General features: G+C 43.2%; 8 protein-coding genes and 1 pseudogene. 5 read left to right on the top strand and 4 right to left on the bottom strand.

Annotation, left to right across the window (positions count from 1 at the left end):
* Positions 1-679: 679 nt before the first annotated feature.
* Both GSY63_RS24620 and GSY63_RS25190 read left to right on the top strand, forming a co-directional pair.
* Complete coding sequence (locus GSY63_RS24620) at positions 680-1,126, top strand: BLUF domain-containing protein (RefSeq protein ID WP_166588498.1); 447 nt, start codon at positions 680-682, stop codon at positions 1,124-1,126.
* Between the two features lie 129 nt (positions 1,127-1,255).
* Positions 1,256-1,412, top strand: a pseudogene (locus GSY63_RS25190) (helix-turn-helix domain-containing protein); the annotation flags it as partial.
* Between the two features lie 419 nt (positions 1,413-1,831).
* Here the strand turns inward: GSY63_RS25190 and GSY63_RS24610 are convergent.
* Positions 1,832-3,268, bottom strand: coding sequence for an aminotransferase-like domain-containing protein (locus GSY63_RS24610; protein WP_166588496.1), 1,437 nt, complete (start codon positions 3,266-3,268; stop codon positions 1,832-1,834).
* Positions 3,269-3,348: 80 nt separating this feature from the next.
* Between GSY63_RS24610 and GSY63_RS24605 the strand changes: the two genes are divergently transcribed.
* From GSY63_RS24605 to GSY63_RS24595, 3 genes are all read left to right on the top strand, one after another.
* Positions 3,349-4,239, top strand: a complete 891-nt coding sequence (locus GSY63_RS24605; protein WP_166588495.1) for a Rid family detoxifying hydrolase — start codon at positions 3,349-3,351, stop codon at positions 4,237-4,239.
* Positions 4,240-4,572: 333 nt separating this feature from the next.
* Complete coding sequence (locus GSY63_RS24600; protein ID WP_166588494.1) at positions 4,573-6,093, top strand: GAF domain-containing protein; 1,521 nt, start codon at positions 4,573-4,575, stop codon at positions 6,091-6,093.
* An 18-nt stretch (positions 6,094-6,111) separates the two neighbouring features.
* Positions 6,112-10,155, top strand: a complete 4,044-nt coding sequence (locus GSY63_RS24595; RefSeq protein ID WP_208094653.1) for a chemotaxis protein CheB — start codon at positions 6,112-6,114, stop codon at positions 10,153-10,155.
* A 201-nt stretch (positions 10,156-10,356) separates the two neighbouring features.
* Here GSY63_RS24595 and GSY63_RS24590 read toward each other — a convergent pair whose 3' ends face one another.
* The 3 genes from GSY63_RS24590 to GSY63_RS24580 all read right to left on the bottom strand — a co-directional run bounded on the left by GSY63_RS24590 (position 10,357) and on the right by GSY63_RS24580 (position 12,174).
* On the bottom strand, positions 10,357-10,779 hold the full coding sequence (locus GSY63_RS24590; protein WP_166588492.1) for a DUF1810 domain-containing protein: 423 nt from the start codon (positions 10,777-10,779) through the stop codon (positions 10,357-10,359).
* 287 nt (positions 10,780-11,066) lie between these two features.
* Entirely contained in the window at positions 11,067-11,363 is a 297-nt protein-coding gene (locus GSY63_RS24585) for a transcriptional repressor (RefSeq protein WP_166588491.1), read from the bottom strand.
* A gap of 49 nt (positions 11,364-11,412) precedes the next feature.
* On the bottom strand, positions 11,413-12,174 hold the full coding sequence (locus GSY63_RS24580) for a hypothetical protein (protein WP_166588490.1): 762 nt from the start codon (positions 12,172-12,174) through the stop codon (positions 11,413-11,415).
* Positions 12,175-12,201 lie beyond the last annotated feature (27 nt).

The following is a 12,201-nucleotide window of genomic DNA, read 5'->3' as shown; positions in this document are numbered from 1 at the left end:
GCTCCATTTTCTGATCCGATCCGCCTCCCCCCCCCCTTCTTTTTCGCTACTTTGAGCTAAGCATAAGTTCAAAAACTCTGTCATATCGCCCGCTGATGAATATACCGCTAAAGCCTTAGTTAGCTATTTAAGCTCATAGCCGGTTGCTTCCTTAATCTCACGCCGCGCCTTTTCCTCCGTGGAAATTAACCGGCGCAAACCTTCTGTCGATGAACACTTTTACTGCCATTTAAGATAGCAGGTATCCGGAATTCCCTTGTCAGCCGATTGTCGTGGGCTTTCTTATCAATCAATTTTATCTCGTTATTATTTAACCCATTCCAGCCCTCTTCCGATCGTTTGCTGTAACTCATTTATCGGTTGCGAAGCCAGCGCCTTAGCGACTCGTCCAGAGCCTCACCGGCTGCTGCCGACAGGGTTTCGAGGTAGACATGCTGCCCGGTCATGGCTCATCGCCAGTTTTCCAAATTTCAGGGTCTTTAACCAAATTGGAACATTTATTACAACCTGGGTGCTCTTCATCAAACAGCTTTTCTTCTTCCTCTCTGCTTTTCATGATGCTAAATTTTTAGTACAAACACTGGCTGTCCAATAATCATTTGTGAAAAATATGGATGGTCTATAGCGCTGGAGGAAACAAATAAACCTGCAAGCTGTTTATTTACTATCATTTGCAACTATGCTTTACTACTTAATCTACGTCAGCAAGGCGCTGAAGCTAATGAATGATGAAGAGTTAGCCAAGATTTTAACGCAATCGAGATCCTGGAATTCGAGGGTCAAAATTACCGGCATGTTGCTGTATATTAAAGGGCCTACCATTGATGGCGTCAACGGAAATTTTATTCAGGTTTTGGAAGGCGAGGAACATGATATTAACGATTTATTTAAAAAAATTAAAGACGACGAGAGACATTATGACGTGATCAAATTGATCGAATCCGTTAGGGAAAAAAGACATTTCCAAAATTGGCAGATGGGCTTCAAACCCCTTAACAAAAAAGAATTTACGAACTCCGCTGGATATTTTCAGATTGAAGATTTGTATAGTTTTAAATCTAGCCATAAAGATTTCAACATTCCCCTGAATTATTTAAAGTCCTTTTATACGCTTTACTTTAACTGATCCGATATTTGAATATACGCATTGGAAGAAATAGGTAAGTATAATGCATATACGGTTGCTTAAAGCAGTCATTAATAGAATTAAATGCCATTGTCTGGGATTTTTTGAAACTGCAGGAGCATTGCTTGTAATGATAAGTTAATTGAAATAGCAAAAGAAAAGTTGATAATAACCAGTTGTCCGTAAGTGAAGTTGCCTACGCGCTCGGCTTTGAATACCCGCAGTCGTTCAGTCATTTGTTCAAAGCCAAAACAAGAATTCACCTTTAGACTTCAGGAAATCATTTCAACTGATACCCAGCCAACGCCTAATTCCCCCGCCCTGTCCAGAACTCCCCAATATCTGCTTCTTCATGGTGTTGATTTTAAGGTACTTGCAATATAACAAAAAACAACATTCCGCCCGATCTTACCTTTGTATTCGAGCTACTCCGTGTGCCAGGTTGTTACCGTATTTCCCGCTCGTTTCCCGCACAATGCGTGAACCACTTTGGAGATTTCACCGGGTCAAAGGATGCTTAAATACGCCGATCCTAGGCATACTATCGATTGGATGTCGACGTTTGACCTTAAAAAGTATTGCGGAAAAAAAATAGTTGTTTAAAGACAGGTTTAAAGGGGATAGATCTTTTCAATCATAAAATTATCCGGTCTATCGGGTCTCTAAAGGACATTCCCATTAGAAGTATTAAATCATCCGGCGTTTTTAAATAGTGTACTGTTGTTCAATTGTATCACTGAAAATTTTTCCCAATTTGGCTAGTGCCTGCTCTATTTTGGGTTCCCAAAAATTGCAATAATTAAGCCTTAGGTAGTTCTGGTAATCGCCCTTTGACGAGAAAATTTCGCCCGGCGCATAACTAATTTCTTTTTTAAAGGCTATGTTTTGTTGTGCTGTGGTATTGACCTGTACAGGCAATGCAATCCACAATACCAAGCCTCCGTTGGGTCTGCTCACGCTTGTGTCTTCGGGAAAATGCTGTTCGATAAGCTGCATGGTGCGCAGCATGTTTTTGTGAAGCTGTAACCGGAATTTCTGTAAATGACGATCATAAGTACCCTGGCTTAATAGCCGGTAAACTACCTGCTGGCTAAAATTAGAAACTGATCCGTTTTGCATCGACTTAATGCGGGCTACCTCGTAGGCAAACTTGCCAGGTGCACACCAGCCGATCCTAAAGCCGGGGATAATTGTTTTAGTGAACGAACTGCAATACATTACCCAGCCCTCCTGGTCGTAAGCCTTAATGGTATCAGGCCTGATGCCGGTAAAAAATAATTCGCCGTAAAGGTCATCTTCCACAATTGGTATCTGATTTTTACAGGCAAAATCTGCCAGTTGCTTTTTGTTTTCGGTGCTCAGGCTAATGCCATCAGGATTATTAAAGTTGCTCACCAGTAAGCATGCTTTTATTTTTAGGCTTGTGCAAAGGTCTTCTAGATCGGCTAAATTTATCCCCGTTTCGGGTTGCATCGGTATAGTTGCGACCTTCAGCCCTAGGTATTCTAAAGCTAGCATAATGCCATAATAACAAGGGTCTTGTACCAAAACGGTGTCGCCCGGCCGGGTTACAGCTTTCAGGCAGCATATCAAGGCCTCTTTGGCACCATTGGTAATAACCAGTTCATTGGCATGGATCTGGCCGTTCCACAACAATGATCTTTTAGCAATCTCTTCCCTCAGTTGCGCGCTGCCTTTGCTGTTTTCGAGCGCGAGATAACTCCCGTTGATATCTCTTGATGTAAGCTGTATGGCACGTTTAATGGCATTAAATGGAAGTAGCCGATCGTCGGGCATGGCGTTGGCGAAAGATACAAACTGTCTCCCTTTACCATCCTTATGCAACTTTTGCAGTAGCCGATCAATGTTAACCGCTCTTTCTGATAAAGAAACCGGCACTGACCGCGGAACGGGAAACTTTTGCACTTGTTGCTCACTTACAAAGTAGCCCGATTTTTCTATAGAAGTAAGCTTCTGATGATCAATAAGCCGGTTTAAGGCTTGCAATATCGTGGAAATACTTAGGCCGTGTTCCTGATGCAGCCTGCGTACAGAAGGCAGCTTATCGCCGGCTTTATAAACGCCTTTATCAATCATTGCCGCAATTTTATTGGCGAGGGCTACATAGGCAGGTTGTTTCATCGAGCAAATATAATCTGTTATGGTAAAATATATATAATTTGTATCTGTTTTGGTTTCTGGCATTTTTCGATGTTTGCCTTATGAACAATAACCAACAGACATGGAAACGCTATGCTACAGTAGCGTTACTTTTTTTGCTGTTTTCGATAAACATTAAAGCACAAACAAAACAGATGAACACAACCCAACAATCAGAAAAAACAGTTCGGGATTTTTTAGAGATCGTACGTTCGGGGAAAGCACCCCAAAGGGCAGGCGAATTTCTGGCAGATTCTGCAAAGGCACATCAACTAAATGCCGAACACCCCGAAACTATTGTACGCGGCCCCGAAAATTATGCACAGCATGTAGCCGACTTTAGGAGCGCTTACGGCCATTATCAATTTAACATTGACGAGCTGTTTGCCAACGGCGACAAAGTGTATGCTCGCTGGCAGCAAACCGGCACCCAAATTGCCGATGTTGACGGATTTAAGGCGACCGGGCTTCCGGTTACCGTATATATCAATGCTGTATTTAAAGTAGCCAATGGGAAAATTGTAGAATACTGGGTAATGACGGACCGCAAAGGGGTTGACCTACAACTCCAAGCCAATGAAAAATTAAAGGCTAAACAGGCCGTGCAACCATCGCCTTACAAAGATGCTGTGGATTTAGGGAACGCCCTTTATATATCGGGGCAGCTTGGGGTTAACAGGGCGACGGGCGAATTAGTAAATACCAGCTTTGAAGCCGAGGCAGACCAGGCGATGAAAAACATAGGGGCCATACTCACGAGAAATGACCTCGATTATCATAACCTGGTTAGCGTAACAGTATACCTCACCAATATGGATGATTATGCGCTTACCAATGCAGTTTACCGGAAATATTTTGAAGATAAGTTCCCGGCGAGGGTATGCATCGCGGTTAAAGAATTACCCCGCCATGGGCATATTGAGATATCGGCTATTGCTCAATTGAACAAATAAAAAATTCTTACAACTCCTCCCTCTAGATAAAGCGGCCCTGACAGACGCTTTATCTAGACTTCTTCACATAGGCAATTTAAGCTATCTCGCATTGTTCAAATGTTGCCGGTTCAAACCATTAGTGGATTCCGATGTTTATCTATTCGGAATTATTCATCTGTATATTCCCCAGAGTTGTATTATTAAGCAACCTTCTTTTCTTTCTAAGAAAATGATATTTTAGCCGATCATCTGCTAAATCGGGTATTTACGACAAGGATGCGCTGTAGCCTTGTCGTATGAGCTTAATCGTGATACAATCACGGATAATTGGCGGATAAAACAATAAGCTTAATGGCTAAAAAGACTAATTACGATTCTGAATTTTGCGGCAGTCTGCCACTTAACCATATAAACGTAGTCCAACCCTATGGCTACCTCGTCGTACTGGATAAGGCCAGTTTTCGTATCCTGCAGGTTAGTGAGAATGGTACTGACCTGTTTCAAACAGACTTTCATGAAGTGATAGGAAAGGAACTGGCACAATTTTGTAATACGGCGCAATTGAGGGAATTACAGGAGCGTTTTGCGGTAAAATTTAAAGAGAAAATTCCGTTAACGCTGACTATTTCGGGGAGAAGGCTGCTAGCATTGGCGCATTTCAAAGAAACGTATATCCTATTAGAAATTGAGAAGTCTGACCGGGAGGGCGAACGTACATTTACGCATGTTTATGAAGAAGTAAAATACGCGATGGCGGCTATTGAATCTGCTGAAACCATCATTGAGGTCAGCCAGGCGGCTGTTCATGAACTCCGAAAGATCACAGGGTTTGACGGCATTATGATGTATCATTTTGACGAAGACTGGAATGGCACCGTGATTGCCGAGGAAAAAGAAGGGAATTTGGAGAATTATCTGGGTCACACTTTTCCTGCCTCGGACGTGCCCAAACAGGCGCGTGACCTTTATTTAAAAAATCCATACCGGTTGATCCCGGACCAGAAGTATGAGCCCGTGCGGCTTTATCCGGTGATCAACCCAGTTACCGGTGCTTTTATTGATCTTTCTGATTGTAACCTGCGTGGTGTTGCTGCTGTGCACCTGGAATACCTGAAGAACATGAATGTAAGCGCTTCGATGTCCATTCGTGTTATTCATAATAATACCCTTTGGGGCTTAATTGCCTGTCATCATCTTACACCGCATTATTTGAACTTTGAATTATGTTCTGTGTGTGAGCTAATTTCTTCTGTGATCTCTAACCGTATATCTGCAATTCTGAATAAAGATCTTTTCGAGCAGGAAAATGAATTGCAAAGACAGCAAACGGCCCTCATTGCACAAGTGTATGCGGAACAGGAACTGATTGCCGGTCTGATGCCGGAAGAGGGCATTAGTGTGTTATCGACATTTGCTGGAAGCGGCGCAATTGTTACTTATAAGGGTACTTATCATACGTTTGGCGAAGTTCCGGATCGGGATATGATTGAAAATCTGTGTCTTTGGCTCCAAAGCAAAGAATTGGACAGGGTGTTCAGCACAAACCAACTGCCCGAACTGTTTGATGAAGCAATTCCTTACGCAGCAATGGCCAGCGGTTTGTTGGCCATTCCTGTAGATGAGGATAAAGGCGAGTTTCTGGCTATTTTTCGCCCCGAGGTCGTACAGACGATTAATTGGGGAGGTGATCCAACCAAAACAATCAATTTTGACCCGGACGGTACGAAATATCATCCGCGTGCATCTTTCAAAATATGGAAGGAGTTAGTACATCACACTGCTGATGACTGGACGGCGCAGGAATTAAAAACAGCTGAAAACCTTAGAACGTTTATTTACGAGTTTAAAACAAAACAAGCAAATTATAATTAACGCGTGGTTAAACAGACTTTGAAATTTTCCGAAGCAAGCGTAACCGATCGCTATATTGTTGCTATCGGCGCATCAGCAGGCGGACTGGAAGCGATCCACGAGTTTTTTGACCACATGCCGGAAAATTCCGGGCTTACTTTTGTGGTTATTCAGCATTTATCGCCGGATTATAAGAGCCTGCTGGCCGAATTGGTGGCCAAACACACCCGTATGAAAGTGGTGGAAGCGGCCAACGACGAAAAGCTACAGCGTAACTGTGTGTACATTATCCCGACCAGAAAACTGATGACGATTAAAGGGCATCAATTGAAACTGGTGGACAAGATCAAAGATAAAGCGCCCAATACGGCAATAGATACGTTTTTTTTTAGCCTGGCTAAAGAAAAGAAAGATAAAGCGATAGCCATTATTCTTTCGGGCACGGGAACTGACGGCACTAAAGGCATAGAAGCAGTTAAAGAAAGCGGCGGCATGGTAATGGTCCAGGATCCTGCATCGGCCAAGTTTGATGGTATGCCCAATAGTGCCATTACCTCTGGTAATGCCGATTTTATTTTACCACCTGCAAAAATGCATCTGGAGCTACATCACTTCGTGCAGCAAAAATCAGCGCCGGAATTGGCGCCTGACCAACTGGACGATTCCCTGATGAGTGAATTGTTTCAATTGGTCAGTCAGAACAGTGATCAGGATTTCAACCTATATAAAACACCCACCATTCTGCGGCGCATAGCCAGGCGGATGGCGGCGGTAGAGGTGCTTAATCTCAGGGATTATGTGACCTTACTTCATCAGGACGCCGGCGAAGTAAGCCTGCTGGCTAAAGATTTTTTAATCGGGGTCACCAAGTTTTTCAGGGACAAACCGGCCTTTGAAGTATTGGCCAAAGACATCATTCCGGAAATGATCCGTCAGAAACAGGATGGGGATCTGCTTAAAGTATGGGTTTGTGCCTGCAGTACCGGAGAGGAAGCCTATTCGGTCGCTGTATTGATTAATGATTGTTTACAACAGGCCGGTAAAAATCTGGAGGTCAAGATCTTCGCTACGGATGTGGACGAGAAAAGCATCGAAATTGCCGGTAAAAACAGCTACCCGCTAACGATCGCTAAAGAAATTCCTTCCACGTTGCTGAAAAAATACTTTGTAAAAGATCGCAAAACCTATTCGGTTATACCCTCTATCCGAAAGCAGATTGTTTTTGCGCGGCATAACGTCATTAAATCACCACCTTTCATCAAAAATGATCTGATCACCTGCCGCAATATGTTGATTTACATGAACAACCTGTTGCAACAAAAAGTGGTGGCGACGTTCCATTACTCACTGAACAAATCCGGCTTTTTGTTTCTGGGTTCCAGCGAAAATGCCGCCAGTATTAAAGAAGGCGTTACAGAGATCAGTAGTAAATGGAAAATCTATCAAAAATCAGGTACGATCACTTATGGCCTGCACCATACTTATACGGCAGCTGCGCCGACGCTAAGAGCTCCAGAGAAAAAGGTTGTGAAACCTTTAACGTCCGGAAAAACCATCGAACAGGATTTCCTGGAGTTGATTACCGAAGAATTTGATGCTGTTGCGATTTTTATTGATAAAAGTTATATCGTTAAAGATACGATTGGTAATTACCGCAGATACCTGAATTTACCGGAAAAAAAGCTCGACCTGAATATCCTGAACCTGGTAAGTAAGGATGTAGCGCTGGTTTTAAATACAGCTATCCGTAAAAGCTGGAAGGAAAATAAGAAAACTTATCTCAACAAGATCAGGATTAAACGGGATAGTGAGGAAATGTTTCTGCAAATCACCGTCAGACCGCCCGAGGAAGGTTCAGCCCACGGCCATACTTTATTGATGTTTACGGAAGTGCAGGCAGAACCCGGGACTAAAGAAGGCATCACGCTGCCGACGATTGGAGCAGAGCATCAGCAGGAGCACATTTTAGAAGTAGAAGCCGAACTGAACGAAACCCGCGCCAATTTACAAATGGCAGTGGAGGAGATGGAAACTACGAACGAGGAACTGCAATCCAGTAATGAAGAATTGTTATCAGCTAACGAAGAACTCCAATCAGGTAATGAAGAGTTACAAAGCCTTAATGAAGAATTACATACGCTGAATACGGAGCACCAGGTTAAAATTCGTGAACTGGTTGAACTCAATGATGACCTGGACAATTATTTTAAAAGTACTGATATTGGCCAGCTCTTTATTGATTCGGGCATGCGTATCCGCAAGTTTAACCCGGCCGCTGTAAAGATTGTTAATCTTATCGAAGCAGACATTGGCCGTCCTATCAGCCATATTTCCAGCAATATCCAATACGATCACCTGGTGAACGATATTCATACGGTATTGTCCAATGAGCAGGTTGTTGAAAAGGAGGTCCGGATCAGGGATGGTAAAAACTACCTCATGCGCATGATGCCTTACATTCGAAAGGACAGGCAGCGGGATGGCGTAGTGATTGCCTTCATCGATATTTCGGTCGTAACTGAACTGAACAATATTATCTCGGGGGTTTTTAATGCCAGTTCCGCAGCGATCCTGGCTTTTAAGGAGGAACGGAACCGTTCTGGAAAAATCACCGATTTCAGATGTATAGCTTATAATAATGCAGCCTTGGCGTTATTTGAAAAACAGGCCGAGCAAATGGAGGCGCATCCTTCGATTAAGGAGTTTGCGGATTTAGCTCATACCATTACATTCGATCAGTTTGTCAAAGTTGCAGAGGGGGCCAAACCGTTGCAAACAGAACTTCAAACGGTTAGTAATCATTGGTATCAGGTGGTTACCGTCAAGATGGATGACGGTTTCGTGGTCAGTCTGACTAATGTAACAGACCGCAGGAATGCAGAGCAAAAACTGCGTAAAAACTATCATGAACTGATTACTGCACGCGAAGGGTTAAAGACGTTAAATAATCAACTGGAAGACAGGGTATTTGAGCGCACGCGTAAACTCACCGAAAGTGAAGAACGTTTTAATCTGGTTTCCAAGGCTACTAACGATACCATCTGGGACTGGAACCTGATCAATAATACCATGTGGCGTAGCGAGAACTTTACCGTCATGTTTGGCTATGAACGTGAGGCAGAAACTAATCATATCGGATTCTGGTTCGAAAAGATTCACCCGGAAGATCGGCAAAGGGTTCAGGACGGTGTTTATCAGGCCATCAATCAGCACGAAAAGAACTGGTCGTCGGAGTACCGGTTTTTAAAAGCCGATGATACTTATGCTTACATACTGGATCGCGGAAGTATACTGGAAGACGAGTTCCGCACGCCTTACAGGTTGGTAGGTTCTATCATCGATATTACCAAACAAAAGGAAACGGAAAATAACCTGATCAGGGCGCAAGCAGCTACTGAAGAACTGATGCGTAAAAAAGATGAGTTTATGAGTGTGGCCAGTCATGAACTGAAAACACCGGTAACCAGCTTGAAAGGCTCCCTCCAAATTTTGCAGCGCATGACTGCCAAGATGAATGCTAAAGATCCGATCGTATCCTTTATAGACAAGGCCGAAAAGCAAACCGGCAAGCTGACGGTTTTGCTGGATGACCTGTTGGATGTTACCAAAATTCAGGAGGGAAAGCTGCGATTGAATTACGAGCGATTTGATGCGGTTAGCATGGTGCGGGAGAGTATCGATGAGGTGCGTGCACAGGGTGGAACTCATGAACTTCTTTTCGACTGCAGTGAAAAAGCCGAAATCAGAGCTGACCGGGCGCGTTTGGAACAGGTAATCAATAATTTCCTGACGAATGCTATTAAATATTCGCCAGACGGCAAACAGATAGAAATTAAATGTGCTATAAAGAACGGATCGTTTAGCGTAGAGGTTACGGACTTTGGCATCGGCATTCCCCCCGGTAAACGCCAGTTTCTATTTGACCGTTTTTACCGCGTTCAGGAGTCATCGACCCATTTTGCCGGTTTAGGACTTGGGCTTTACATTTGTTCAGAGATTGTTAAACGTCATCATGGCACAATCGGCGTTGAAAGTGAAGAGGGGCAGGGCTCAACCTTTTGGTTTAGCATTCCGGTTTGTTAAATTGAATATCGTTGGCAAATGTGTGTAAGTAATTTCTAATCTCTTTCCTGGCGTTTAGGCAAATTACCAGGAAATACTACTTGCTGCCGTGCGGTGTAATTACCATTCATAGCTTTTGAGCGACAAAGTACTTTTAGATTCAACTTTTGCAATTACATCAATCGCTATCGCCGGAGGCTTTCGCAACATCACGCATAGAGCTCAGGTTAGTAATTGTATGGTGGCAGCATCTTTTTGACTATCGAAATATTTTTTGAGAACGGCCTCGAAAACGGGATTCGCACCTGGCAATATGGCAAAAAGTGTCATACAGGAGCGGAGTTTGATATCGTCAGGGCTCCCGAGGATTTGAGTAGCAGTCTTGGCCGGGTTTACCAGTACAGCCTGCGAAATCTCGATCAGTCGCCTGCTCAAGAGCGGATGTGCTAGATAGTCAATGGCCTCCCTGTAATCTTTAATCGCATAATATCTGGCCATTTCACTATAGCCGAGACCGGCAATCTGTGGGAAAATATACCACATCCAATGGCCGCGCTTCCGTCCGCTCTGAATTTCCCGGAGTGCGGCAGCGTAGTCGTTGGACTGGGCATCCAAAAATCGTTGAAGGTTTTCGTTACCGTACATCTTGACTTATCTATTTTTCAAAACGGGCGAAAGGTGCGCTGGCCTGTTCTAGTCCGGTCGCATTTGCTTCCACTTCGTTTCCTGTCTTTTCAAAATTCAATTTGCGTTTTCCGTCACTTTCTTCCGGAATCTTTTAGTTGATTTCTATAAGATTCGGGCAAATTTACGTTACACCGGGACATATTTATCGTTTTGAAAAAAAACAGGGTACGATCCGAAATTGTTTACCCAGTTTTGATTTCTATTTTGATATGGAATGCAGTTTGTCTTCAGTTGTTGCTCTTGCCTCAAGGAATGCGATTGATGTTGGTATCGCTCTTGACCCTATACAAATTCTTATTGTATTTAACGGTTTGCTTCTCAACAATACCGTTATCTACCAAAAATCTCAGTCTGTTATAAAACGTACTTAAACTTAATTGTAATCCACTTTTTTTCATTGCCAACCAAAACGTTTCAGCGTCTGTATAAGCAGAATATTCGTTCATCAATTGAATGATACGGGCGCTCACTTCGTAGTACTGTTGCTGACTCTTAGTAAGTCGCGTTGAGGCAGATTGATATGGACGTAAATGACCTGGCATAAATTAAAATACTATGTTGAGGCATAAATTGTTTGACGGATTTCGACATCTAGAATCTCCGTCCAACTATCATCTTAAATATCAGCTTATCTGTATTATCCGTAAACCCCGAACCAATACCACCGTTAAACTCCCAATTAGGACTTACATTCAAATCTGTAGCAATAAACAATTGTTGCTCCTCCTGTTGATAAGGGTAATAATGAAAAAACGGCCCGGTACTGCCGTAATATTCGAGCCCCAAAGCAACAGCTTTTGTAATGTCATAGCTACCTTTAACATTGGGCGAGAAAATCATTCCGCGGTTAGCATCTGGCCCAACAAAGCTTTTCTCCAGCGTTGGGTTTACGGATATATATAGCCTGTGCCATTTTTTATCAATAATTGGCCTGATCTCTAATGTAGTAGTATTGGCAGAGAATTGTTTCTTCTGAAATCCAAATTCGGTAGAGATACTCACCCCAAACGGCCAGTTCCAACTCAAAGGGGCTGCTACCCTTGGCCTGATATGCGAACCAACATAGGCTGTACGCCCGTCGTTACCTATAGAGTTAAAGAAGTAAAAACCGGTTTCGAACCACGGTGTCCAGCCATGGGTAATTTCAATGGTCTCATGTACCACATGATTATCTGGCAGCTCACCATTAGAACCTGTTATGCTTCCATTAGCGGTATAGTTGCTGTGAAGTTCAAGCATTGTTCGTCCTTTCTCCACAGTTTCAGCTCCATATACCTGAATTTCGTAATTGTCCTGTGCTTTTAGTTCAATTAGGGATAAAAGTAGTATCAGCAGAGAGAGTAATCGTTTCATTTAATCAGAGCCTATAAATTAGCGGCA

It is taken from the genome of Mucilaginibacter agri, assembly GCF_009928685.1.
Classification (GTDB): domain Bacteria; phylum Bacteroidota; class Bacteroidia; order Sphingobacteriales; family Sphingobacteriaceae; genus Mucilaginibacter; species Mucilaginibacter agri.
This window is presented reverse-complemented; position numbering and strand designations above follow the sequence as displayed.